General features: G+C 63.3%; 28 protein-coding genes. 24 read left to right on the top strand and 4 right to left on the bottom strand.

The window, feature by feature from the left end:
* Nucleotides 1–14 precede the first annotated feature (14 nt).
* Genes livH through glpG form a run of 6 tightly spaced genes read left to right on the top strand, consistent with a single transcriptional unit; the run spans nucleotide 15 to nucleotide 4,859 of the window.
* Entirely contained in the window at nucleotides 15–938 is a 924-nt protein-coding gene (gene livH / locus JKV55_RS02085; RefSeq protein WP_202082093.1) for a high-affinity branched-chain amino acid ABC transporter permease LivH, read from the top strand.
* A complete protein-coding gene (locus JKV55_RS02080) occupies nucleotides 935–2,176 on the top strand; it encodes a high-affinity branched-chain amino acid ABC transporter permease LivM (RefSeq protein ID WP_202082092.1) in 1,242 nt (413 codons plus the stop codon). Before livH ends, JKV55_RS02080 begins: the two co-directional genes overlap by 4 nt.
* Nucleotides 2,173–2,937 carry a high-affinity branched-chain amino acid ABC transporter ATP-binding protein LivG gene (gene livG, locus JKV55_RS02075; RefSeq protein ID WP_237332610.1) on the top strand — a complete coding sequence of 255 codons (765 nt, stop codon included), beginning with the start codon at nucleotides 2,173–2,175 and terminating at the stop codon, nucleotides 2,935–2,937. The genes JKV55_RS02080 and livG overlap by 4 nt, the downstream gene beginning before the upstream one ends.
* Nucleotides 2,938–2,939: 2 nt before the next feature.
* Nucleotides 2,940–3,644 (top strand): ABC transporter ATP-binding protein, encoded by a 705-nt coding sequence (locus JKV55_RS02070; RefSeq protein ID WP_202082091.1) that lies wholly within the window; start codon nucleotides 2,940–2,942, stop codon nucleotides 3,642–3,644.
* Between the two features lie 55 nt (nucleotides 3,645–3,699).
* Nucleotides 3,700–4,017 (top strand): thiosulfate sulfurtransferase GlpE, encoded by a 318-nt coding sequence (gene glpE / locus JKV55_RS02065; RefSeq protein ID WP_202082090.1) that lies wholly within the window; start codon nucleotides 3,700–3,702, stop codon nucleotides 4,015–4,017.
* Entirely contained in the window at nucleotides 4,017–4,859 is an 843-nt protein-coding gene (gene glpG / locus JKV55_RS02060) for a rhomboid family intramembrane serine protease GlpG (protein ID WP_202082089.1), read from the top strand. Before glpE ends, glpG begins: the two co-directional genes overlap by 1 nt.
* On the opposite strand, the gene JKV55_RS02055 is transcribed toward glpG, so the two are convergent.
* Nucleotides 4,853–5,254 carry a flagellar basal body-associated FliL family protein gene (locus tag JKV55_RS02055; RefSeq protein WP_202082088.1) on the bottom strand — a complete coding sequence of 134 codons (402 nt, stop codon included), beginning with the start codon at nucleotides 5,252–5,254 and terminating at the stop codon, nucleotides 4,853–4,855. The genes glpG and JKV55_RS02055 overlap by 7 nt on opposite strands.
* Before the next feature lie 132 nt (nucleotides 5,255–5,386).
* On the opposite strand from JKV55_RS02055, the gene JKV55_RS02050 reads away from it, so the two are divergent.
* The 7 genes from JKV55_RS02050 to JKV55_RS02020 all read left to right on the top strand — a co-directional run bounded on the left by JKV55_RS02050 (nucleotide 5,387) and on the right by JKV55_RS02020 (nucleotide 12,017).
* Nucleotides 5,387–5,938: a chorismate--pyruvate lyase family protein gene (locus JKV55_RS02050; protein ID WP_202082087.1), complete on the top strand. Its 552-nt coding sequence runs from the start codon at nucleotides 5,387–5,389 to the stop codon at nucleotides 5,936–5,938.
* A complete protein-coding gene (gene ubiA, locus JKV55_RS02045; RefSeq protein WP_202082086.1) occupies nucleotides 5,935–6,807 on the top strand; it encodes a 4-hydroxybenzoate octaprenyltransferase in 873 nt (290 codons plus the stop codon). The genes JKV55_RS02050 and ubiA overlap by 4 nt, the downstream gene beginning before the upstream one ends.
* Before the next feature lie 140 nt (nucleotides 6,808–6,947).
* Nucleotides 6,948–7,565 (top strand): transcriptional repressor LexA, encoded by a 618-nt coding sequence (lexA, locus tag JKV55_RS02040; RefSeq protein ID WP_202082085.1) that lies wholly within the window; start codon nucleotides 6,948–6,950, stop codon nucleotides 7,563–7,565.
* 297 nt (nucleotides 7,566–7,862) lie between these two features.
* Nucleotides 7,863–8,984, top strand: coding sequence for a cytochrome c oxidase subunit II (coxB, locus tag JKV55_RS02035; protein WP_369409610.1), 1,122 nt, complete (start codon nucleotides 7,863–7,865; stop codon nucleotides 8,982–8,984).
* A gap of 9 nt (nucleotides 8,985–8,993) precedes the next feature.
* Nucleotides 8,994–10,619: a cytochrome c oxidase subunit I gene (ctaD, locus tag JKV55_RS02030; protein WP_237332609.1), complete on the top strand. Its 1,626-nt coding sequence runs from the start codon at nucleotides 8,994–8,996 to the stop codon at nucleotides 10,617–10,619.
* Nucleotides 10,606–11,133: a cytochrome c oxidase assembly protein gene (locus JKV55_RS02025; RefSeq protein WP_202082083.1), complete on the top strand. Its 528-nt coding sequence runs from the start codon at nucleotides 10,606–10,608 to the stop codon at nucleotides 11,131–11,133. Before ctaD ends, JKV55_RS02025 begins: the two co-directional genes overlap by 14 nt.
* 14 nt (nucleotides 11,134–11,147) lie before the next feature.
* On the top strand, nucleotides 11,148–12,017 hold the full coding sequence (locus JKV55_RS02020) for a cytochrome c oxidase subunit 3 (RefSeq protein ID WP_202082082.1): 870 nt from the start codon (nucleotides 11,148–11,150) through the stop codon (nucleotides 12,015–12,017).
* 18 nt (nucleotides 12,018–12,035) lie between these two features.
* Here the strand turns inward: JKV55_RS02020 and JKV55_RS02015 are convergent, their stop codons facing one another.
* Nucleotides 12,036–12,242 (bottom strand): DUF2909 family protein, encoded by a 207-nt coding sequence (locus tag JKV55_RS02015; protein WP_094038765.1) that lies wholly within the window; start codon nucleotides 12,240–12,242, stop codon nucleotides 12,036–12,038.
* Nucleotides 12,243–12,268: 26 nt separating this feature from the next.
* Here JKV55_RS02015 and JKV55_RS02010 point away from each other — a divergent pair, with 26 nt between their 5' ends.
* The 11 genes from JKV55_RS02010 to JKV55_RS01960 all read left to right on the top strand — a co-directional run bounded on the left by JKV55_RS02010 (nucleotide 12,269) and on the right by JKV55_RS01960 (nucleotide 20,441).
* Nucleotides 12,269–12,943 (top strand): SURF1 family protein, encoded by a 675-nt coding sequence (locus tag JKV55_RS02010; protein ID WP_202082081.1) that lies wholly within the window; start codon nucleotides 12,269–12,271, stop codon nucleotides 12,941–12,943.
* The gene (locus JKV55_RS02005) at nucleotides 12,933–13,364 is read left to right on the top strand and encodes a hypothetical protein (RefSeq protein ID WP_202082080.1); all 432 of its coding nucleotides are present in this window, start codon (nucleotides 12,933–12,935) and stop codon (nucleotides 13,362–13,364) included. The genes JKV55_RS02010 and JKV55_RS02005 overlap by 11 nt, the downstream gene beginning before the upstream one ends.
* An 8-nt stretch (nucleotides 13,365–13,372) precedes the next feature.
* A complete protein-coding gene (locus JKV55_RS02000) occupies nucleotides 13,373–14,380 on the top strand; it encodes a COX15/CtaA family protein (RefSeq protein ID WP_202082079.1) in 1,008 nt (335 codons plus the stop codon).
* Nucleotides 14,341–15,237, top strand: coding sequence for a heme o synthase (gene cyoE, locus JKV55_RS01995; RefSeq protein ID WP_202082078.1), 897 nt, complete (start codon nucleotides 14,341–14,343; stop codon nucleotides 15,235–15,237). Before JKV55_RS02000 ends, cyoE begins: the two co-directional genes overlap by 40 nt.
* Nucleotides 15,230–15,877, top strand: coding sequence for an SCO family protein (locus JKV55_RS01990; RefSeq protein ID WP_202082077.1), 648 nt, complete (start codon nucleotides 15,230–15,232; stop codon nucleotides 15,875–15,877). Before cyoE ends, JKV55_RS01990 begins: the two co-directional genes overlap by 8 nt.
* Nucleotides 15,878–15,980: 103 nt before the next feature.
* Nucleotides 15,981–17,348, top strand: coding sequence for an MATE family efflux transporter DinF (gene dinF / locus JKV55_RS01985; RefSeq protein WP_202082076.1), 1,368 nt, complete (start codon nucleotides 15,981–15,983; stop codon nucleotides 17,346–17,348).
* Nucleotides 17,341–17,805: a tRNA (cytidine(34)-2'-O)-methyltransferase gene (locus JKV55_RS01980; protein ID WP_202082075.1), complete on the top strand. Its 465-nt coding sequence runs from the start codon at nucleotides 17,341–17,343 to the stop codon at nucleotides 17,803–17,805. The genes dinF and JKV55_RS01980 overlap by 8 nt, the downstream gene beginning before the upstream one ends.
* A gap of 118 nt (nucleotides 17,806–17,923) precedes the next feature.
* Complete coding sequence (locus JKV55_RS01975) at nucleotides 17,924–18,226, top strand: hypothetical protein (protein WP_202082074.1); 303 nt, start codon at nucleotides 17,924–17,926, stop codon at nucleotides 18,224–18,226.
* A 142-nt stretch (nucleotides 18,227–18,368) separates the two neighbouring features.
* A complete protein-coding gene (fieF, locus tag JKV55_RS01970) occupies nucleotides 18,369–19,304 on the top strand; it encodes a cation efflux pump FieF (protein WP_202082073.1) in 936 nt (311 codons plus the stop codon).
* A gap of 3 nt (nucleotides 19,305–19,307) precedes the next feature.
* Entirely contained in the window at nucleotides 19,308–20,090 is a 783-nt protein-coding gene (cysE, locus tag JKV55_RS01965; protein WP_202082072.1) for a serine O-acetyltransferase, read from the top strand.
* A 141-nt stretch (nucleotides 20,091–20,231) separates the two neighbouring features.
* Nucleotides 20,232–20,441 carry a cell division protein ZapB gene (locus JKV55_RS01960; RefSeq protein WP_202082071.1) on the top strand — a complete coding sequence of 70 codons (210 nt, stop codon included), beginning with the start codon at nucleotides 20,232–20,234 and terminating at the stop codon, nucleotides 20,439–20,441.
* Between the two features lie 31 nt (nucleotides 20,442–20,472).
* On the opposite strand, the gene JKV55_RS01955 is transcribed toward JKV55_RS01960, so the two are convergent.
* Both JKV55_RS01955 and JKV55_RS01950 read right to left on the bottom strand, forming a co-directional pair.
* Nucleotides 20,473–20,940 (bottom strand): threonine/serine exporter family protein, encoded by a 468-nt coding sequence (locus JKV55_RS01955; protein WP_439654892.1) that lies wholly within the window; start codon nucleotides 20,938–20,940, stop codon nucleotides 20,473–20,475.
* Nucleotides 20,937–21,704, bottom strand: coding sequence for a threonine/serine exporter family protein (locus tag JKV55_RS01950; protein ID WP_202082069.1), 768 nt, complete (start codon nucleotides 21,702–21,704; stop codon nucleotides 20,937–20,939). Before JKV55_RS01950 ends, JKV55_RS01955 begins: the two co-directional genes overlap by 4 nt.
* Nucleotides 21,705–21,777: the final 73 nt, after the last annotated feature.

Here is a 21,777-nt window from a genome sequence, read left to right as displayed (position 1 = left end):
CAAGGAAAGGTTGTATGTCCGAGCCCGTGCTTTATTTCGTCCAGCAACTGCTCAATGGCCTGACCATCGGCAGCACCTATGCCCTGATCGCCATCGGCTACACCATGGTGTACGGCATCATCGGCATGATCAACTTCGCCCATGGCGAGGTCTACATGATCGGCGCCTATGCCGCCTTCATGGTGATGACCGCGCTGATGATGATGGGCATCGACAGCAGCTTCCTGCTGCTGACTGCCGCCTTCCTGGTGAGCATCACCCTGACCAGCGTCTACGGCTATTCCATCGAGCGGGTGGCCTACCGGCCGCTGCGCAGCAGCAAACGGTTGATCGCCCTGATCTCCGCTATCGGCATGTCCATCTTCCTGCAGAACATGATGCGCCTCAGCCAGGGCTCGCGGGACATCGCCATGCCCAGCCTGATCCCGGGCGGATGGAGCTTCGGTGAGGGCAGTTTCCAGGCGTCCCTGTCCTACATGCAGTTGATCATCTTCCTGGTGACCTTCGTCGCCATGACCCTGTTGTCGCTGTTTATTTCCCGCTCGCGCATGGGCCGTGCCTGCCGGGCCTGCGCCGAGGATCTCAAAATGGCCAACCTGCTCGGTATCAACAGCAACACCATCATCGCCCTCACCTTCGTGATCGGGGCCGCCCTGGCGGCGGTGGCCGGGGTGCTGCTGGGCTCCTACTACGGCGTCATCAACCCTTATATCGGCTTTATGGCGGGGCTCAAGGCCTTTACCGCCGCGGTACTGGGCGGCATCGGCAGCGTGCCCGGCGCCGTGCTCGGCGGCCTGCTGCTGGGCGTGACCGAGGCCATGACCGGGGCCTATTTCAGCACCGAGTACAAGGACGTGGTGTCCTTCGGCCTGCTGATCGCGGTGCTGCTGTTCATGCCCACCGGCATCCTGGGCAAACCGGAGGTGGAAAAGGTATGAACAAGCTCAAACCCGCCGTTATCGCCGTCGCCCTCTTCCTGGTGCTGGCCGGCTGGCTGCTCGGTTTCCGGCTGGAAACCGCCGGCACCCGGCTGGTGGTGACCAATCGCCTGGACACGGCCTGGGAGTGGCTGGCGCTGGGCGCGGCCCTGGTGTTCCTGGGGCAGTTGTTCCAGGCCCAGTTGCGTAAGCCTTTCCGCTACCTGTCCGATCGCAAGGGCCACTTCGCCCTGCCGGCCCCGGAGGAGCAGCCCTGGCTGTACCGCACCGTCACCGTGCTGGTGCTGGCCGGGCTGGTTATCTGGCCCTTCGTCGGCTCCCGTGGCGCCGTGGATCTGGCCACCCTGACCCTGATCTACGTGATGCTGGGGCTGGGGCTGAACGTGGTGGTGGGCCTGGCCGGCCTGCTGGATCTGGGCTACGTGGGCTTCTACGCGGTGGGCGCCTATACCTATGCCCTGCTCAACGCCTACCTGGGGCTGGATTTCTGGACCTGCCTGTTGCTCGCCGGCGGCATGGCGGCGCTGTTCGGTTTTCTGCTCGGCTTTCCGGTGTTGCGGCTGCGCGGCGACTACCTGGCCATCGTCACCCTGGGCTTCGGCGAAATCATCCGCCTCCTGCTCAACAACATGACCGAGGTGACCGGGGGCCCCAACGGCATCGCCGGTATTCCCAAGCCGACCCTGTTCGGGCTGGAATTCGAACGCCGGGGCGAGAACCTCTTCCACGAGTTCTTCGGCATCGCCTACAACTCGGGGCACAAGGTGATCTTCCTCTACCTGCTGGCGCTGGTGCTGGTGGTGTTCACCATCTTTATCATCAACCGGCTGCTGCGCATGCCCCTGGGCCGGGCCTGGGAGGCGCTGCGCGAGGATGAAATCGCCTGTCGTTCGCTCGGTCTCAACCCGACGCTTATCAAGCTGAGTGCCTTTACCATCGGCGCCGCCTTCGCCGGTTTCGCCGGCAGCTTCTTCGCCGCGCGCCAGGGCTTTATCAGCCCCGAGTCCTTCGTGTTCATCGAGTCGGCCATCATCCTCGCCATAGTGGTGCTGGGCGGCATGGGCTCGCAAATCGGGGTGGTGCTGGCGGCCATCGTCATGACCATACTGCCGGAGCTGACCCGGGAGTTTAACGAATACCGCATGCTGTTGTTCGGCCTGCTGATGGTGCTGATGATGATCTGGCGGCCCCAGGGCCTGCTGCCGATGCACCGACCGCACATGGAGCTGAAATCATGACCGAGCTGTTGAAGGTATCCGGCCTGACCATGCGCTTCGGCGGCCTGGTGGCGGTGGACGGGGTGGCGCTGTCCATGCGGGAGCGGCAAATCGTGTCCGTGATCGGCCCCAACGGCGCCGGCAAGACCACGGTGTTCAACTGCCTGTCCGGCTTCTACCGGCCGAGCGGCGGCACCGTCAACTTCCAGGGGCAGGACATCCAGGGCATGCCCGGCCACAAGATAGCCCGCCTCGGCATGGTGCGCACCTTCCAGCACGTGCGCCTGTTCAAGGAGATGACGGTGCTGGAAAACCTGCTGGTGGCCCAGCATCGCCATCTCAATACCAACTTTCTCGCCGGCCTGTTCAAGACCCCCGGTTTTCGCCGGGCGGAGCGGGAAGGGTTGGAGCGGGCCCACTACTGGCTGGAGAAGGTACGGCTGACCGAGTTTGCCAACCGCACCGCCGGTAACCTGGCCTACGGCCAGCAGCGCCGGCTGGAGATCGCCCGCTGCATGGCGGCCCGGCCGCAGCTGCTGATGCTGGACGAGCCGGCGGCGGGACTCAATCCCAATGAAACCCGGGAGCTGGATCGGCTGATCTGCGATCTGCGCGACCACGAAGGCGTGAGCATACTGCTGATCGAGCACGACATGAAACTGGTGATGGGCATCTCCGACCATATCTACGTGGTCAACCAGGGTCGGCCCCTGGCCGACGGCACCCCCGAGCAGGTGCGCAATAACCCCGACGTGATCAACGCCTACCTGGGAGAAGCCTGACCATGCTGCGAGTGGAAAACGTGAGTGCCGGCTACGGCAAGATCCAGGCGCTGGAAGAGGTGTCCATCCATATCGACCAGGGGGAAATCGTCACCCTGATCGGCGCCAACGGGGCGGGCAAGACCACCCTGATGATGACCATCTGCGGCGATCCCAAGCCGACCCGGGGACGGGTGCTGTTCGAGGGGCAGGATCTGAGCACCCTGGATACCGCCACCATCATGCGCAAGGACATCGCCATCGTGCCCGAAGGGCGGCGGATCTTTTCCCGGCTGACGGTGGAGGAGAACCTGCACATGGGCGCCTTCTTCGTGGACAAGGCCGAGCACCAGGGCCTGCTGGCGGAGGTGTACCAGATGTTCCCCCGGCTGCGGGAGCGCATGCACCAGCGGGCCGGTACCATGTCCGGCGGCGAGCAGCAGATGCTGGCCATCGGCCGGGCGCTGATGAGCAAGCCGCGGCTGCTGCTGCTGGACGAGCCCTCGCTCGGCCTGGCGCCCATCATCATCGCCCAGATCTTCGACACCATAGCCCGCTTGCGCGAGGAGCGGGGCATGACCATCTTCCTGGTGGAGCAGAATGCCAACCAGGCGTTGAAGCTGGCGGACCGGGGCTATGTGCTGGAAAACGGCCGCATCGTGCTGGCCGACACCGGTGCCGCCCTGCTGGTCAACGAGCAGGTTCGCCAGGCCTACCTGGGCGGATGATGCCAAGGCCGCCCGGATTGGGTACACTGCCCTAAATTCATGCGAGGAGTGATACATGGAGCAGTTTTCCCATATTTCGGTGGCCGAGGCCGAGACCCTGCTGGCCGAGGGCCGTGCCCGGCTGGTGGATATCCGCGATCCCCAGTCCTTTGCCCAGGCCCATGCCGAGGGTGCCTTTCATCTCACCAACGATAGCCTGGTGCGGTTTACCCATGAGGTCGACTTCGACACCCCGGTGATCGTGATGTGCTATCACGGTATCAGCAGCCAGGGCGCCGCCCAGTACCTGATCCACCAGGGCTTCGAGGAAGTCTACAGCCTGGACGGCGGCTTCGAGGCCTGGCGCCGTACCCAGGCCGTGGTCGGGGCCTGATGAAACTGCTGTTGGTGCTCGATGATCCGCGCCGGGCCCAGGCCTTCGTGGATTACCTGGCCGATATCGGGCTCAAATGCGAGCTGACCCTGGATGACGACGACAACGTCAGCATCTGGCTGGTCAACGAATCCCGCTACCAGGAAGCCCAGCAGGAAGTGAAACGTTTCCTGGCGGAGCCGCTGCACCCCCGCTATCAGGATGCCTCCTGGCGCCAGGGCGACACCCATGTCCGCTTTACCCGTGGCCGCCAGGAGCCGGGCTGGCTGGGCGACCTGCTGCGCCAGACCGGCCCGGTGAACATGCTGGTGCTGCTGGCCTGCCTGCTGGTGTATGGCCTGAGCTGGCTGGGGCTGCCGATGTTCGGGCTGCTGTCCTTCCCGCCCCGCTGGGAACAATTGCTGGGGCTGGAGTTCTGGCGCGCCTTTACCCCGGCGCTGATGCATTTTTCGCTGATGCACCTGGTGTTCAACCTGTTCTGGTGGTGGTACCTGGGCGGCATGGTGGAACGGCGCCTGGGCCATGGCAAACTGCTGGTGTTGCTGCTGGTGGCGGCGGTACTGCCCAACCTGATGCAGTTCTGGGCCAGCGGGCCCCGCTTCGGCGGCCTGTCGGGGGTGGTCTACGCCCTGCTGGCCTATGTCTGGCTCAGCGGCCGGCTGAACCCGCTCCGCGGTATCGGCCTGCCGGACGGCATGGCGGTGTTCATGGTGGTGTGGCTGGTGCTGGGGTTTGCCGACCTGCTGGGGACGCCGGTCGCGAATATGGCGCACCTGGGCGGCTTGCTGATCGGATTGTTGCAGGCCTGGCTGGATAATAGACTCAGACCCGCTCGTCACTGATGCAGGAAGTTGGTAAACAGCAGCCGGCGGATGGGGGCCTGGCCGGTTTCCTTCAGCAGCAGATCGTTCAGCCGTCGCTGGCCTTCGCTGGCCAGCTCGGTACGGGCGGTCAGGGAGCGGATTTCCTGCTGGTTTTTTTCCGCCAGCAGGTTGTTGATGGCGTCGCGCAGCAGCGGCATATGCTGCTCCACCAGCGGCATCTGATCGGCCCGCTCCAGCATCAGTTCGATGGACACGCGGATATAGCCGAGGGTTTGCCCGGAATTCTGGTAGTTGGTAATAATGTCCGGCGTCATGGTGTAGTATAAGGGCCCGTCGGGAGCCGGTGATGCTTCTTGTGCGTGGACCTGGCCCGTCGTGGCCAGCAGCATGCACAGAGCAACAAGGCGCAGCATAAACAATGTCTCCAAGCGTGTTATCAGGGGCGCATTGTTTAAACAAATACCGACCCGGTCAAGTAAATACGTGATTTTTAAAGTAACTGAGTCGTGCCTTTTTATGTGTATCCGTTATTTCAGGAATAATCCGTGACGCCATCTGCCGATCACCTCTGGCACTGGACGGCGGCACTGCCGTTGCGGCGGCCCGCTCTGTGCGACTGGCTGCGGGATCCCGGCTCCCTGACCGAGCGTTTGCGCCGGCATTGCCGGCAGTTCCGGGTGGCCCTGCTGGCCAGCGAAGCCCGGCTGTCCCCGACCCCGGCGCAAAGGGCCCTGCTGGACGCCGAACAGGCCTATTGTCGGGAGGTGTTGCTGTTGTGTGACGGCCGGCCCTGGGTCTATGCCAGTTCGCTGTATTCGCCGACCACCCGGGCGGCCATACCGGAGCTGGCCGAGCTGGGGCAGCGCGCCCTGGGCGAGTTGCTGTTCGATGCCCCGGATCTGCACCGCTCCGCCTTCGAGTATGCCGAGCTGGAACAGGCCGATTATGACCGGCTCGCGGTGCGGTTTGCCCTCGCCGAGCCTGCAGCCGGCCCGCTGTGGGGGCGGCGTTCCACCCTGGCCACCGGCCGGGCCCGGGTGCTGGTGACCGAGTTGTTTCTGCCCGCCGTACCCGCTTATCAGGAGCCCGTAGCATGACCACCCTGACTTCGCCTTCCCGCCCCCGCTGGCGCGCCTATATGGCGCTGGCCCGCATGGACAAGCCCATCGGCACCCTGCTGCTGCTGTGGCCGACCCTGTGGGCGATATGGATCGCCGCCGACGGCCGGCCCTCGCTGTGGGTGTTACTGGTGTTCGTCGCCGGGGTCTTTTCCATGCGCTCCGCCGGCTGTGTGATCAATGATTATGCGGACCGTCATATCGACGGTCATGTCAAGCGCACCCAGGCCCGGCCGTTGCCTGCCGGCGAACTGAGCGAACGCCAGGCCCTGGGCTTTTTCGCGTTGCTGGTGGGTATTTCCTTCCTGCTGGTGCTGACCACCAACACCCTGACCATCCAGCTGGCTTTCGCCGGCCTGGGCTGGGCGGCGCTCTATCCTTTTATGAAGCGTTACACCCATCTGCCCCAGCTGTTTCTGGGCATCGCCTTCTCCTGGGCCATCCCCATGGCCTTCGCCGCCCAGGCAAACAGCCTGCCGGCGGGGCTCTGGTTGCTGTTTGCCGCCAACCTGGCCTGGACCGTGGCCTACGACACCATGTACGCCATGGTGGACAGGGACGACGATCTCCGGATAGGCGTCAAGTCCACCGCCATCCTGTTCGGCCGGCGCGACAAGCTGATGGTCGGCCTGCTGCAACTGGCCACCCTGCTGCTGCTGGTGGCGGCGGGCCTGGCATTCGCCCTGGCCACGCCCTTCTACTGGGGGCTGCTGGCCGCTGCCGCGCTGTTCGTGTACCAGCAGCGGCTGATCCGGGACCGGGAGCGGATGGCCTGCTTCCAGGCCTTCCTCAACAACAACTATGCGGGCATGGCGGTGTTTGCCGGCCTGGTGCTGGCGCTGCTGTAACCGTATCGCCGTGGTTGGTCACAAAACGGGGGAGGGGAGGCCGCCGGCCAGGGAAGGAGCCAGGTCGTGGTTTATTGTGCTTGCCCTGCCGGATTTACTGGATATACTGACAGTTAACTGTATAAAAAGACAGGTTCCCCATGAAAGCGCTGACCCCCCGCCAGTCCCAGGTGCTGGACATCATCAAGGAGCATATCCAGCAGACCGGTATGCCGCCCACCCGTGCCGAAATTGCCCAGTCCCTGGGTTTCAAGTCCGCCAACGCCGCCGAGGAGCACTTGAAGGCCCTGGCCAAGAAGGGAGTGATCGAGATGATGCCCGGCACCTCCCGCGGCATCCGCCTGGCCCAGGAGGAAGAGCCGGAGACAGAGCAGGGTCTGCCGCTGATCGGGCGGGTGGCCGCCGGCGAGCCCATCCTGGCGCAGCAGCACATAGAAAGCCATTACCGGCTGGATCCGGCCCTGTTCCATCCGCCGGCCGACTTCCTGCTGCGGGTCAGGGGCATGAGCATGAAGAACATCGGTATCATGGACGGTGACCTGCTGGCGGTGCACAAGACCGGTGAGGCCCGCAACGGCCAGGTGGTGGTGGCGCGGCTCGACGACGAGGTCACGGTCAAGCGCTTCCGGCGCCAGGGCAGCAAGGTCAGCCTGCTGCCGGAGAACGAAGAACTGTCCCCCATCGAAGTCGACCTGCGCAGCCAGGAGCTGACCATCGAGGGCCTGGCGGTGGGCGTGATCCGCAACAGCGACTTTTAACTCGTCCGCTTGCCTTGGGGTTGGCGGGGGCTTAGCATGCTTCCCGCTTCCCGCTTCCCGCTTCCCGCTTCCCGCTTCCCGCTTCCCGCTTCCCGCTTCCCGCTTCCCGCTTCCCGCTTCCCGCTTCCCGCTTCCCGCTTCCCGCTTCCCGCTTCCCGTTTCTTTTTTCATTTTTTTACTTTTTCAGAATCAATGCTTTACTTAGTGTGTGCCGGGCCGATGGATGCGGTGGTTCGGTAAGCACTGACTCTCTTGCGAGTGCGCCAAAATAAAGGACTAAGACTTTTGGGGGTGCGTGTGAAGCCGATCGTTCTGCTGCTGTCGCTAGTGGCATCGCTGCCCGTGTGGGCGCAAAGCCGTTTCAACATGACCCAGGGGGTCACCGATATCAGCCAGAAGGTGTATGGCCTGCATATGACCATACTCATCATCTGTGCGCTGATCGGCCTGGTGGTGTTCGGGGTCATGTTCTGGGCCCTGCTCCATCACCGCAAGTCCAAGGGCGCCAAGGCCGCCCAGTTCCACGAAAGCACCAAGGTGGAAATCCTCTGGACCATCATCCCCTTCCTGATCCTGGTGGGCATGGCCGTTCCCGCCACCCGTACCCTGATCGCCATGGAGGATGCCAGCCAGTCGGATCTGACGGTGCAGGTCACCGCCTCCCAGTGGAAATGGCACTACCGCTATTTCGACGAGGACGTCGAATTCTTCAGCCTGCTGGCGACCCTGCCCCAGGAAATCGACGGCAGCCTGCGCAAGCGCGAGAACTACCTGCTGGAAGTGGACCGGCCCCTGGTGCTGCCCACCGATCGCAAGGTGCGCTTCCTGATCACCGCCGACGACGTTATCCATTCCTGGTGGGTGCCGGCCTTCGCGGTCAAGAAGGACGCCATTCCCGGCTTTATCAACGAGGCCTGGACCCGCATCAACCAGCCCGGCCTCTACCGCGGCCAGTGCGCCGAGCTGTGCGGCAAGGATCATGCCTTTATGCCGATAGTGGTGGACGCCCGCCCGCCCGAGGAATTCGAAGGCTGGCTGACCCGGGTGAAGGCGGAGCAGGCCGAAGCCCGGGCCGCCGAGCAGGAGCTGCTGGCGATGGAGATGACCATGGGAGAAATGATGACCTTGGGCGAGCAGGTGTATCAGCGCCACTGCGCCGCCTGTCATATGGCCAATGGCGAAGGCATTCCCGGCGCCTTTCCCGCACTCAAGGGCAGCGACATGATGCTGCACGACAGGGCCGCTCATATCGACATAGTGCTCTATGGCAAGGCGGGTACCGCCATGCAGAGTTTCGACCGGCAACTGGCGCTGAAGGAGCTGGCCGCCGTGATCACCTACGAGCGCAACGCCTGGGGCAACGACACCGGAGATCTGGTGCAGCCCAAGGACATCCACGAAGCCAGGCAGGGACAATAGGGGGCAGGGATGACGCAGTTAGACCGTACTCAGACCGCGGACGGCCAGTTGGGCGTGGCGGACGACCATCACCACCATGGCCCGGCCAAGGGCATCATGCGCTGGCTGTTGACCACCAACCACAAAGACATCGGCAGCCTCTACCTGCTGTTCAGCCTGGCCATGTTCCTGCTGGGCGGCAGCATGGCCATGGTGATCCGCGCCGAGCTGTTCCAGCCCGGCATGCAGCTGGTGGAGCCGAACTTCTTCAACCAGATGACCACCATGCACGGCCTCATCATGGTGTTCGGCGCCGTCATGCCCGCCTTCGTGGGCCTGGCCAACTGGATGATCCCCATGATGATAGGTGCGCCCGACATGGCGCTGCCGCGCATGAACAACTGGAGTTTCTGGATACTGCCCTTCGCCTTCCTGCTGATGCTGAGCTCGCTGTTCATGCCCGGCGGCGGCCCCAACTTCGGCTGGACCTTCTACGCGCCCCTGTCCACCACCTATGCGCCGGACAGCACCGCCCTGTTCGTGTTCGCCATCCATATCATGGGCATCAGCTCCATCATGGGGGCCATCAACGTCATCGTGACCATCTGGAACCTGCGGGCGCCGGGTATGACCTGGATGAAACTGCCCCTGTTCTGCTGGACCTGGCTGATCACCGCCTTCCTGCTGATCGCGGTGATGCCGGTGCTGGCGGGGGCGGTGACCATGGTGCTCACCGACAAGTACTTCGGCACCAGCTTCTTCGACGCGGCCGGCGGCGGCGATCCCGTGCTGTTCCAGCACATCTTCTGGTTTTTCGGCCACCCCGAGGTGTACATCATGATCCTGCCGAGCTTCGGCATCATCTCGGCCATCATCCCCACCTTCAGCCGCAAGCCGCTGTTCGGCTACGCCTCCATGGTGTACGCCACCGCCTCCATCGCTGGCCTGAGCTTCCTGGTGTGGGCTCACCACATGTTCACCGTGGGCATGCCGGTGGCGGCGGAGCTGTTCTTCATGTACTGCACCATGCTGATCTCGGTGCCCACCGGGGTCAAGGTGTTCAACTGGGTGGCCACCATGTGGCGGGGCTCCATCAGCTTCGAGGTGCCCATGCTGTTCGCCCTGGCCTTTATCGTGCTGTTCACCATCGGCGGCTTCAGCGGCCTGATGCTGGCCATCACCCCGGCCGACTTCCAGTACCACGACACCTACTTCGTGGTGGCCCACTTCCACTACGTGCTGGTGTCCGGCGCCATCTTCTCCATCATGGCGGCGGCCTACTACTGGATGCCCAAGTGGACCGGCCACATGTTCGACGAGCGGCTGGCCAAGTGGCATTTCTGGTGCTCGGTGATTTCGGTGAATATCCTGTTCTTCCCCATGCATTTCCTGGGGCTGGCCGGCATGCCCCGGCGCATTCCGGACTACGCCCTGCAGTTCGCCGACATCAACGCCCTGGTCAGCATCGGCGGCTTCGCCTTCGGTCTGTCCCAGCTGATCTTCGTGGCGGTGCTGGTGAAGTGCATCCGGGGCGGGGAAAAGGCGGCGGCCTGCCCCTGGGAAGGGGCCCACGGCCTGGAGTGGACTGTGCCCTCGCCGGCACCCTACCACACCTTCAGCACACCCCCGGAGGTGGAAGGCAATGGATCACGGTAAAAAGGCACTCAAGCTTGGCCTGGTGGCGGTGGGGATGTTCGGCTTCGGCTTCGCCCTGGTACCCCTGTACGACGTGTTCTGCGATATCACCGGGCTCAATGGCAAGACCGCCACCACGGCGGCGGCGGCCTCGCAGAGCCTGGATAAAAACCGGTTGATCACCGTGGAGTTCGTGACCTACAAGGCCAAGGGCCTCAGCGGCGACTTCGAGCCCTCGGTGCGCCGGCTGCAGGTGCATCCGGGCGAGATGCACCAGGTGGACTTTACCGTGACCAGCCTCACGGCGGAGGACCGGGTGCTGCGGGCCATTCCCTCGGTCTCGCCGGGGGTGGCGGCGGGCTACCTGCGCAAAACCGAGTGCTTCTGCTTCCGGGAACAGCCCCTGGCGGCGCGGGAGCAGGCGGTGATGCCGATGCGCTTCTATGTGGATGAGGCCCTGCCCGGCCATATCGAGGTGTTCACCCTGTCCTATACCCTTTACGACATCAGCGAGCAGGTTGCCACGCGCAGCTGAGCAAGGAGGCAGTCATGGCGGTCAAGACCCAGAGTTATTACGTTCCGGCCCAGAGCCCCTGGCCCATAGTGGGGGCGGTCGGGCTCTTCCTGCTGGCCTCGGGGGCCGGCATGTGGGCGGCGGGCATCGCCGGTATCTGGGGGCCGGTGGTGTTCGCCGCCGGCACCCTGGTGATGACCTTTATGCTGTTCGGCTGGTTCGGCAACGTCATCGACGAAGCCCACTCGGGGCTGTACAGCGAGCAGATGGACAGATCCTTCCGCCAGGGCATGAGCTGGTTCATCTTCTCGGAGGTGATGTTCTTCGGCGCCTTCTTCGGCGCCCTCTTCTACGCCCGGGTGCTGGCGGTGCCCTGGTTGGGCGGCGCCGGCAACAATGCCATGACCCATGAGGTGCTGTGGCCCGAATTTAATCCGATCTGGCCCCTGGTGCTGACCCCGGGGGGCATCGAAACCACCGCCATGGGTTGGTTCGGCCTGCCGCTTGTCAACACCATCATACTGCTGACCTCCTCGGTGACGGTGCACTTTGCCCATCTGGCGCTGCTGCAGGAGCAGCGGGCCCGGCTTAAGCAGTGGCTGGGCGGGACCGTGCTGCTGGGGGCGCTGTTCCTGGGTCTGCAGGCCTGGGAGTACGTGCATGCCTACCGGGATCTGGGCCTGCGGCTGGACTCCGGCATCTACGGCAATACTTTCTTCCTGCTCACCGGTTTCCACGGTGCCCACGTGACTCTGGGTACCCTGATGCTGTTCATCATGTGGCTCAGGGTCAACAAGGGACATTTCACCCCGGCTCAGCATTTCGGCTTTCAGGCCAGCAGCTGGTACTGGCATTTCGTGGACGTGGTCTGGCTTTGTCTGTTTGTCTTTGTCTATATTCTGTAATTGGATTCATATGATGCCTTATCCCGGAGTGGGATGGGGCACCAGCAAGCCGCTGGCCATGGCGGCGATCAACAGCAGCAGTATGATGACGGCAAACAGCAGCCGCCGGCCGATGTAGCGGGCCATCAGCGCCGGATCCCGGTTGCCGAGCATGGCCCTGAGGCCCAGCAGCAGGTTGCCGATCATCATCAATAACAGCAAAACAATCAGTAGTTTGAACAACATCAATCGTTTCCTGGAGAGACTAGGTCTTGAGTATAGGAAAAAGTTGGGGACTATTGGCGCTGACCCTGCTGATGACCACGCTGATGGTCACCATGGGTATCTGGCAGCTGTCCCGGGCCGATGACAAGCGCCAGCTGCTGCAGGAATGGCAGCAGCGACGCGACATTGTCCTGGAGCTGGATGAAGCCCTGACCATAGATACCCCCTTCGGTTATCGCCTGGATGTCGGGGGCGTTTATCTGGCCGGCGGCGATCTCTTTCTCGACAACCAGATCCAGGAGGGGCGGGTGGGCTACCGCCTGATCCGGCCATTGCAGACCCCCTACGGTCTGTTGGCGGTGGATACCGGCTGGTGGCCGGCGGATGCGGATCGGCGCCGGCTGCCGGTGGTGACGGTGCCGGAAGGTGCGGTGCAGTTGAGCGGGGCCCTGGTCCGGCCTTATCGGCCGCCCCTGTCCCTGGGCGGTGCCCCGGATCCCCAGGCACAACGCATCCATGGGCTGGATCCCGAGCTGTTGCTTGCCCGCTGGGGCCAGCGGACGCTGCCGTTCGTGTTGCGGCTGGAGGTGGAGGGAGCCGAGTGGCAGCCGGTGGTGATGGGGCCGGAGCGCCATCTGGGCTATGCGGTGCAGTGGTTCGCCATGGCCCTGGCGGTATGGGTGGCGGCGTTGGTGTTTTATCGGAGGCGGCATGAAGCATAAACCGGTGTTGGTGTTGATGGGGGTGTTCCTGCTGCCGGTGGCCCTGGCCTGGATCACCCTGCAGCAGGGCTGGTTCACGCCCGGGGTCAAGGGCCAGGGGGAATGGGTGGAAGGGCGGATAGAAGGGGCACGACAGTGGCGGCTGCTGCTGCCTTTGGCGCCGGAGTGCGGCCACTGCGCCGATGCGGGCCCCTTGCTGCACAACGTCGACCTCGCCCTGGGACGGGACCAGGAACGGGTGGTGGTGGTGCAGCTGCCGGCCGGGCCCGGGCTGGAGGCCGGCTTTGTCTATATCGCGGATCCGCCCGGCCAGCTCGTTATGCGCTATGCCCTGAGCGGCGACGAGCAGCAGGACCGGCTGACCGGCAAGGCCCTGCTCGGCGATCTGCGCCGCTTGCTCAAGTTTTCCCGGGCCGGATAGGAGGCACCATGCGCAAACTCTGTTTCTTTGCCTTTGCCCTGACCCTGGTGGTGGTGGTGCTGGGCGCCTATACCCGCCTTACCGACGCCGGCCTGGGCTGCCCCGACTGGCCCGGTTGCTACGGCTTCCACACCGTGCCCAAGTCCGAACAGGCCCAGCGGCTGGCGGCGGAGCGCTTTCCCGACAGCCCGCTGGAGCTGGTCAAGGCGCGCAACGAGATGGTGCACCGCTACGCGGCGGGCCTGCTGGGCGTCACCATACTGCTGATGGCGTTGTGGTCGCTGAAGGCGGCGCACCGTGCCTACCGGCTTCCCGCCTGGCTGCTGCTGGCGCTGGTGACGGGGCAGGCGACCCTGGGCATGCTGACGGTGACCCTCAACCTGCTGCCCTTCGTGGTGATGGGCCACCTGCTGGGTGGCTTTACCATACTGGCGCTGCTGTTTTTGGCGGTCTGCCGGGGGCGGCGACCGGTGGCTGAGCCGCCCCGGGTTGCCGGCCTGGGCGGCTGGTACCTGGCGGGGCTGGGGGCCCTGGTGCTGCAGATTGCCCTGGGCGGCTGGACCGCGGCCAACTACGCCGCCCTGGCCTGTCTGGAACTGCCGGTGTGCCAGGGAGACTGGCTGGGCCAGTGGCAGTGGAGCGCCTTCCATCCCCATGGGGTGCCAGCTGAAACCTATCAATACGGGGTGCTCAGCCAGGAGGAGCGGGTCACCATCCATGCCGCCCACCGGCTGTGGGCCCTGGTGAGCACGCTGCTGCTGCTGGCGCTGGCCTGGCGGCTGTGGCAACGACGCGGCATGAAGGGCTGGGGAGCCTGTCTGGCCCTGGGGGTCGCCGGCCAGCTGGCCCTGGGAGTGGCCAACGTGGTGCTGCACCTGCCGCTGGCGGTGGCGGTGGCCCACAATGCCGGGGCGGCGGTGCTGCTGCTGATTTTAACGGGAACGGGTGAACGCCTCTGGCGTTACAGGGAGGAATCATGGCACGAAGCGCATTATTGCCCAGAAGCTGGGAACTAAGCTGGCGGGATTATTTCGCCCTTACCAAGCCCAAGGTGGTGCTGCTGATCCTGCTTACCGCCGTGGTGGGGATGTTTCTTACCGGCTCCTTACCGAGTCCACTGGTGGCGGTGGCGGCCACCCTGGGGATAGGGCTGATGGCGGGCGGGGCGGCGGCCATCAATCATGTGCTGGACAGGCGCATTGACATCAAGATGGCCCGCACCTACCACAGGCCGGTGGCCCAGGGACGGGTGCAGACCCTGCCGGCTCTGGTCTTCGCCTTCAGCCTGTCGGCGGCCGGACTGGCGGTGCTGCTGCTGTGGGTCAACGCCCTGACCGCCTGGCTGACCCTGGCATCCCTGCTCGGCTATGCGGTGGTCTATACCGTCTGGCTGAAGCGGGCCACGCCCCAGAACATCGTGATCGGCGGCCTGGCCGGTGCCATGCCACCCTTGCTGGGCTGGACCGCGGTGACCGGGGACTTCCACGGCCATGCCCTGCTGCTGGTGATGATCATCTTTGCCTGGACCCCACCCCACTTCTGGGCGCTGGCCATCCATCGGCGGGACGACTATGCCAAGGCCGATATTCCCATGCTGCCGGTGACCCATGGCATCGAGTTCACCAAGACCTGCGTGCTGCTCTATACCCTGCTGCTCACCCTGGTGTGCCTGCTGCCCTGGGTGGTGGGCATGTCGGGTCCGCTCTACCTGCTGGGGGCGCTGGCACTCAACCTGCGTTTTATCCAGTGGGCCTGGCGGCTGAAATTTAGACCTGAGCCGCAAACCGCACTACAATGTTTCCGCTTTTCAATCAGCCACCTGATGTGGCTGTTCGTGCTGATACTGGCGGATCACTGGATAAACTATGGCTAATACGAGCAAGCTGATATGGATAGTGGCAATCACCTTACTGATAGCGGGTACCCTGAGCGGCATCGCCTGGTATAACAACAGGGAAAACAGCCTGACCGAAGCGGTGGTGGTCTATCCCGAGCCGCGGCCGCTCAAGGACATCGCCCTGTTCGACGCCGACGGCGAGCCCTTTACCGAGCAGCAGTTTACCGGCCACTGGAGCCTGGTGTTCGTCGGCTATACCTTCTGCCCCGACATCTGCCCCACCACCCTGGCGGACTTGGCGCGCGTCTATCCCGAACTGCAGCAACTGAACGAGCCGGTGCAGGTGGTGTTCGTGTCGGTGGATCCCGAACGGGATACCCCCGAACGGCTCAAGGCCTACACCGCCTATTTCAACCCCGACTTCGTGGCGGTGACCGCCGCTCACGAAGTGCTGATGCCGGCGGTACAGCAACTGGGGCTGATCTACGGCGTCTACGAACGGGAAGAGCGGGACTACCTGGTGGATCACTCCGCTTCCATTTCCCTGGTCAACCCCAGGGGGCAGCTGCATGCTTCCTTCCGTCCCAGCTTCGACGAACAGACCCAGATGCCGCTGGTTGATGGCGCCGGACTGGTCCGTGATCTAGCCCGTATCCTCAGGCAATGGGAGGGCTAGGTATAATGCCTTTCGGTTAAGAGGGACAGGACTGCCCAGGACGGCCGCCGAATGATACGGAGCGGCTGTCCGCCTTTCCCTTTATTTTTTGCAAGAGTGATTCATGTCTTCCTTCTTTAACGGGGCCAGGCACCGGCAGGTGTTCGTCCTGGCCCTACCCATGGTGCTGTCCAATATTACCGTGCCCCTGCTCGGCCTGGTGGACACCATCGTCATTGGCCATCTGGAGCAGGCCTACTACCTGGGCGGGGTGGCGGTGGGCGCCACCATCATCAGCCTGATCTTCTGGCTGCTGGGTTTCTTGCGTATGTCGACCACCGGGCTGACGGCCCAGGCCTTCGGTGCCGGCGACGGCGAACGGCTGCTGCAGGTGCTGGTGCGGGCCCTGCTGCTGGCCTGGGGCCTGGCGCTGCTGATCCTGCTGCTGCAATGGCCCCTGATGGAGCTGGCCTTCTGGCTGGCCGGTGGCAGTGCCGAAGTGCAGCACTATGGCCGTGAATATGTGAGCATACGCATCTGGAGCGCGCCTGCGGCCCTGACCAACCTGGTGCTGTTGGGCTGGCTGCTGGGCAACCAGAACGCCCGGGCTCCCATGTGGCTGCTGATCCTGGGCAACGGCGTCAATATCCTGCTGGATATCTGGTTCGTGCTGGGGCTGGGCTGGCAGGTAAAGGGGGCGGCGGCGGCCTCGGTGCTGGCCGACTACCTGGCCATGGGGCTGGGGGCCTGGCTGGTCTGGCGAACGTTGCGCGCCCGCGGGCTCGGGCCCGCCGGCTTCTGGCGGCGCTGCCTGGACCGCGGGGCCTTCGGCCGCTTGCTGGGGCTGAACCGGGACATCTTTATCCGCGCCCTCTGCCTGCAACTGACCTTTGCCTTCATGACCTTCCAGGGCGCCCGCCTGGGCGATGGCGTGGTGGCGGCCAATGCGGTGCTGATGAACTTCCTGATGTTTATCTCCTACGGCCTCGATGGCTTCGCCTACGCGGTGGAGGCTATGGTGGGCAAGGCGGTGGGGGAGCGCAACCGGCAGCGGTTCCGCCAGGCCTGTGCCCTCAACCTGTTCTGGGGCGCCCTGGTGGCGGTGCTCTTTACCCTGGTGTTCGCCCTGGCCGGCGAGCCGCTGATCGGCCTTATCACCAGCATCCCGGAGGTGCAGGCCCAGGCGAGGTACTACCTGCCCTGGCTGGTGCTGATGCCGCTGGCCGCCTGCTGGTGCTTTATCCTCGACGGCATCTTTATCGGCACCACCCGCGGCCGGGAGATGCGCGACATGATGCTGGTCTCCACCCTGGGGGTCTTTTTCCCGGTGTGGTGGCTGGCCCGGGGGCTGGACAACCACGGCCTCTGGCTGGCCATGCTCTGTTTTATGCTGGCCCGGGGCCTGACCCTGGGCTGGGCCTGGTGGCGGCTCGAGCGCCGGCAGGGGTTTACCGGCGAGGCCATATTGATGAGAGAAACCAAAGATGTTTGAGATTGCGCTCTACGAGCCGGAAATCGCGCCCAATACCGGCAACATCATGCGCCTGGTGCGCAACAACGGCTGCCGGCTGCACCTGATCGAGCCGCTCGGCTTCGACCTGGAGGAGAAGAAGCTGCGCCGGGCCGGGCTGGATTATGCGGATTTCGGCCGGATTCAGCTGCACCCCAACTATGCGGCGTTTCTGACGGCCATGGCCGGGCGGCGCCTGTTCGCCTGTACCACCAAGGGCAGCCGGCACCACCATGAGCCGGCCTACCAGCCCGGCGACGTGCTGCTGTTCGGCCCCGAGACCCGGGGCCTGCCGGATGCCGTGCTGGCGGCGGTGGCGCCCGAATTCCGCATCCGCATCCCCATGCAGCCCGACAGCCGCAGCCTGAACCTGTCCAATGCGGTCGCGGTCATCAGCTACGAGGCCTGGCGCCAGCAGGGCTTTGCGGGGGCGCGATAAAACCACTTAGATGACCTGGTTATTAAGGCATAAGCATGAAACTTCATTGATTATTTATCGATCACTCCGGACCTGTTCTACAATAGTTAGGCAATTTTTCAGCCAGAAGGAGACGGAGATGTTGGCAAGGCAATGTAGCTATACCCTACAGGGCGCAGAACCACTTCACGCCCATATAGTGGTCAATCCGACCGGTTTGCTGGAAGTTGATATTATTGAGAAAAATCAGCACTTTACCAGTGGTTTCGAGCACATTTACTTTAAGCGGGGCGACGAATGCATGCAGCTGGTGTGCGAGCAGTGCGAAGACGCCCCGGAGCAGCAGGTCAGCCTCAGCTTGCAGCGGCAGGATGCATTTGAGTTATATCAGATGATCGATGATGCCAAGGAGGAGCTGGAATGCCTGTTGTGTGACTTGTAGCAGCAACCAGCACCACCAAAGTACCGCATACAGAAGCCCCGCGCTTGCGCGGGGCTTTTGTATGCGGTGAGGGCCGGTGTCGGGGTCACATTCACCGGGGCGTGAGGGTATACTAAGCCAAATACCATCATCCGGCCGACTCATGAACCGACCCGCATCCTATTCCCGCCTGGTGACCACGGCGGCCATTGCCGCCGCCGTGGTGGCCGGCATCATGATTCTGGCCAAGTTGCTGGCCTGGTTTTACACCGGTTCGGCCAGCATGCTGGCGTCCCTGACCGACTCCCTGCTTGATATCAGTGCGTCTTTGATCAACCTGATGGCCATTCGCTATGCGCTGGTGCCCCCGGATCAGGAGCATAAATTCGGTCACGGCAAGGCGGAATCCCTGGCGGGGCTGGCGCAGTCGGCCTTTATCTGCGGCTCGGCGATTTTTCTCGTCATCAACGGTATTTCCCGGCTGCTGAACGCCCAAGAAGTCACCCATGCCGCCATGGGGGTCTGGGTCATGCTGTTTTCCCTGGCGCTGACCATGGGCCTGGTGCTGTTCCAGGGCTATGTGATCAGACGGACCCATTCGGTAGCGATTCGCGCCGATCAATTGCACTATCGCTCGGATATCCTGCTCAACGTCGGGGTGTTGCTGGCCATCGCCATGGCCTGGTACGGCTGGCACTGGGCCGACGGCGCCTTTGCCGTGCTGATCGGTGGCTATATCTTCAAAGGCGCCTTGAAAATCGGTTACGATTCGGTGCAGATGCTGCTCGACAGACAGTTGCCGGAAGAAGAGCAAAAGCGCATTATTGATACCTGTTTGGCGGTGGAGGGGGTACGTGGACTGCATGAGCTGCGTACCCGGCAGTCGGGACAGACCCGATTCATCCAGTTGCACCTGGAGCTGGACGATCAATTGCCCCTGGTCCGGGCCCATCGCATCGCCGACAGAGCAGAACGGGAACTGCGTACCCTGTTTCCCGGTACCGACGTCATTATTCATATGGACCCCATTTCGGTCGTGCCCCATGAGGCCCATTCTCAGGATATGAGTGAACATCAATTTATAGAAAACAAGGTCTAATCCATGGAAGACGGCATTCAATCCAGAACCTGGCTGCGTATCCGCGAAGAAGCCCAGCGGATGATTGTGGAAGAGCCGATGCTCGGCAGTTTTTTCTACTCCACCATTCTCAACCACGACACCCTGAAGTGCGCCCTGAGTTTTATCCTGGCCAACAAGCTGGAAAGTTCGGTGATGCCGGCGATCAGCCTGCGAGAAGTAATAGAGGTGGCGCTGGACGAAGAGCCGGCCATTCTGGACATGGTGGCCATGGATATCTGTGCCGTGCAGGAGCGGGATCCGGCAGTGGTGCTGTTTTCCACCCCCTTGCTTTACCTGAAAGGTTTTCATGCCCTGCAGGGCTACCGCATCTCCAACTGGCTGTGGCGCCACGGCCGCCGCTCCCTGGCCACCTACCTGCAAAACCAGATATCGGTGGTGTTCGGGGTGGATGTACATCCGGCGGCCCGCATCGGCAAGGGCATCATGTTCGACCATGCCACCGGTATAGTGGTGGGCGAGACCGCGGTGATCGAGGATGATGTATCCATACTGCAGAATGTGACCCTGGGCGGCACCGGCAAGGAAGGGGGCGATCGCCACCCCAAGATACGGGAAGGGGTGATGATCGGCGCCGGGGCCAAGATCCTGGGCAACATCGAAGTGGGCGAAGGCGCCAAAATCGGTGCCGGCAGCGTGGTACTGGAGCCGGTGCCGCCGCATACCACCGTGGCCGGCGTGCCGGCCAGGGTGGTGGGACGTCCCGGCTCGGACAAGCCGTCGCTGGATATGAGCCAGAATATCTGAGACTTTTGTTGACGCGCATGGCATAAATTAACTGCAAACGGCGGCCTTATACCCGGGGTCGCTTGTTGTCTTGGGTTGGCCGGGGTATCCTCGAACGCTGAGGGGCCTGCGGGCCGGGTAACGTTGATTAGGGGTTAGTGCATGTCTTTTGATGTATTGGAAAAACTGGAAGCCAAAATCCAGGCGGCGGTAGACACCATTTCCCTGTTGCAGATGGAAGTGGACGAGCTGAAAGAGCAGAACAGCCAGCTGGGTGACGAAAACCAGCAGCTGAAACAGCAACATGATGCCTGGCAGGAGCGGCTGCGGGTACTGCTTGGAAAAATCGATCAGGTAGAAGAAAGCGCCTGAGTCATAACGCCGGCATCGCCGGCGTTATGTTTTATACCAGGGGACGGCGTCGGTAGAACAGCAGCCCCGGCATCGCCAGCCCTATGGCCAGCCCGGCCACGATAAACATCGCTTTGATAAAGTTGGCTAGCAGGCTGCCCCACAGCTCGGGGGTATAGCCCTGCTGGCTGATCTCGACCAGGGCGATCATCGCCTTGTAGGCGTAAACCCCGGGAATCATGGGGATGACCGCCGCCACCGTAAATACCTTGGGATGCGCCAGGAAGCGGCGTGCCCAGTAGGCCCCGAGCATCCCCACCAGGGTCGCGGCCGCGAAGGTCGCCCACTCCATCGGCATGCCGGTCGTCAGCAGCAGATAACGGCTGCCGTGACCCAGGGCGCCCCCCAGCGCACAATACTTCAGGGCCTTGGGCGGGACATTGAACAGCAGGGCAAAGCCCAGGGCCGGTACGGTGGCGAACAGCATATCGTCGAACAATCCTGTCAATAGCGTCATCACCACCCCCGTACGCCGAGCAGGTTCATCGCCGAGATAATGCCGATGCTGGTGGCCAGGGTCAGCAGGGTGGCCATGGTCCAGCGCGCCAGGCCGGTATTGATATAGCCTTTGACCATGTCGGCGGCGGCATTGATCAACGGAAAGCCGGGTACCAGCATCAGCACCGAGGAGGGCACGGCCAGGAAGGGCTGGGCTCCCCACTGGTGCAGCAGTCCCTGACAGGAGATCAGGGTGGTGATGAAGGCGGTGCCGGCAAAGTTCAGCAACGGATTGAAATGGCGCAAAGCCAGCTCCTGGCGTACCCAGATGCCGCAGGATGACGCGATCAAGGTGAGGGCGAACACCGGCCAGTCGGCGCCGGCCAGCCGGGCGAAGGACGCACAGGACAGGCCGACCATCAGGATCACCAGGGGGCGAGGGTAGCGCAGCGGCTTGAGGCGCCCGAGCCGATGCGCCGCGGTCCGGCAGTCGAGCAGTTGTTTCTCGGCCAAGATGCAGATGCGCTGAACCTCCGACACCATCTGCATATTGATGCCTTTGTCGGGGCAGCGCCGGGTGGTGGTGAGGCAGTGTCCCTGCTGCAGGGTGGTGACAATCAGCGCGTCGTTGGCCAGGCTGACTTCCACTGCGTCCATCCCCAGCGCCAGGCCGATACGTCGGGTCAGGGTTTCGATGAGTGCGCTTTCTGCGCCGTGCTGCATCAGCAACTGACCGGTCTGAATGACCAGACGGGAAACCTGCCGCTGTGAGATCCTGTCCTGCATGGCACCACCTCCACTAGAGATGGTGTACTTTTACTTCATTTTTGGCTTTCGAAGGTTGTTTATTATCAATTTT

Source organism: Zobellella iuensis (assembly GCF_016746085.1).
GTDB lineage: Bacteria > Pseudomonadota > Gammaproteobacteria > Enterobacterales > Aeromonadaceae > Oceanimonas > Oceanimonas iuensis.
The sequence above is the reverse complement of the archived record's forward strand: the minus strand, read 5'-3'. Positions and strand labels throughout refer to the sequence as shown.

Excerpts from the sequence above, each read along its gene's own strand:
- livH (WP_202082093.1), top strand. The coding sequence starts at position 15 with ATGTCCGAGCCCGTGCTTTATTTCGTCCAGCAACTGCTCAATGGCCTG.
- JKV55_RS02080 (WP_202082092.1), top strand. The coding sequence starts at position 935 with ATGAACAAGCTCAAACCCGCCGTTATCGCCGTCGCCCTCTTCCTGGTG.
- livG (WP_237332610.1), top strand. The coding sequence starts at position 2,173 with ATGACCGAGCTGTTGAAGGTATCCGGCCTGACCATGCGCTTCGGCGGC.
- JKV55_RS02070 (WP_202082091.1), top strand. The coding sequence starts at position 2,940 with ATGCTGCGAGTGGAAAACGTGAGTGCCGGCTACGGCAAGATCCAGGCG.
- glpE (WP_202082090.1), top strand. The coding sequence starts at position 3,700 with ATGGAGCAGTTTTCCCATATTTCGGTGGCCGAGGCCGAGACCCTGCTG.
- glpG (WP_202082089.1), top strand. The coding sequence starts at position 4,017 with ATGAAACTGCTGTTGGTGCTCGATGATCCGCGCCGGGCCCAGGCCTTC.
- JKV55_RS02055 (WP_202082088.1), bottom strand. The coding sequence starts at position 5,254 with ATGCTGCGCCTTGTTGCTCTGTGCATGCTGCTGGCCACGACGGGCCAG.
- ubiA (WP_202082086.1), top strand. The coding sequence starts at position 5,935 with ATGACCACCCTGACTTCGCCTTCCCGCCCCCGCTGGCGCGCCTATATG.
- lexA (WP_202082085.1), top strand. The coding sequence starts at position 6,948 with ATGAAAGCGCTGACCCCCCGCCAGTCCCAGGTGCTGGACATCATCAAG.
- ctaD (WP_237332609.1), top strand. The coding sequence starts at position 8,994 with ATGACGCAGTTAGACCGTACTCAGACCGCGGACGGCCAGTTGGGCGTG.
- JKV55_RS02025 (WP_202082083.1), top strand. The coding sequence starts at position 10,606 with ATGGATCACGGTAAAAAGGCACTCAAGCTTGGCCTGGTGGCGGTGGGG.
- JKV55_RS02020 (WP_202082082.1), top strand. The coding sequence starts at position 11,148 with ATGGCGGTCAAGACCCAGAGTTATTACGTTCCGGCCCAGAGCCCCTGG.
- JKV55_RS02015 (WP_094038765.1), bottom strand. The coding sequence starts at position 12,242 with ATGTTGTTCAAACTACTGATTGTTTTGCTGTTATTGATGATGATCGGC.
- JKV55_RS02005 (WP_202082080.1), top strand. The coding sequence starts at position 12,933 with ATGAAGCATAAACCGGTGTTGGTGTTGATGGGGGTGTTCCTGCTGCCG.
- JKV55_RS02000 (WP_202082079.1), top strand. The coding sequence starts at position 13,373 with ATGCGCAAACTCTGTTTCTTTGCCTTTGCCCTGACCCTGGTGGTGGTG.
- cyoE (WP_202082078.1), top strand. The coding sequence starts at position 14,341 with ATGGCACGAAGCGCATTATTGCCCAGAAGCTGGGAACTAAGCTGGCGG.
- JKV55_RS01990 (WP_202082077.1), top strand. The coding sequence starts at position 15,230 with ATGGCTAATACGAGCAAGCTGATATGGATAGTGGCAATCACCTTACTG.
- dinF (WP_202082076.1), top strand. The coding sequence starts at position 15,981 with ATGTCTTCCTTCTTTAACGGGGCCAGGCACCGGCAGGTGTTCGTCCTG.
- JKV55_RS01980 (WP_202082075.1), top strand. The coding sequence starts at position 17,341 with ATGTTTGAGATTGCGCTCTACGAGCCGGAAATCGCGCCCAATACCGGC.
- JKV55_RS01975 (WP_202082074.1), top strand. The coding sequence starts at position 17,924 with ATGTTGGCAAGGCAATGTAGCTATACCCTACAGGGCGCAGAACCACTT.
- fieF (WP_202082073.1), top strand. The coding sequence starts at position 18,369 with ATGAACCGACCCGCATCCTATTCCCGCCTGGTGACCACGGCGGCCATT.
- cysE (WP_202082072.1), top strand. The coding sequence starts at position 19,308 with ATGGAAGACGGCATTCAATCCAGAACCTGGCTGCGTATCCGCGAAGAA.
- JKV55_RS01960 (WP_202082071.1), top strand. The coding sequence starts at position 20,232 with ATGTCTTTTGATGTATTGGAAAAACTGGAAGCCAAAATCCAGGCGGCG.
- JKV55_RS01950 (WP_202082069.1), bottom strand. The coding sequence starts at position 21,704 with ATGCAGGACAGGATCTCACAGCGGCAGGTTTCCCGTCTGGTCATTCAG.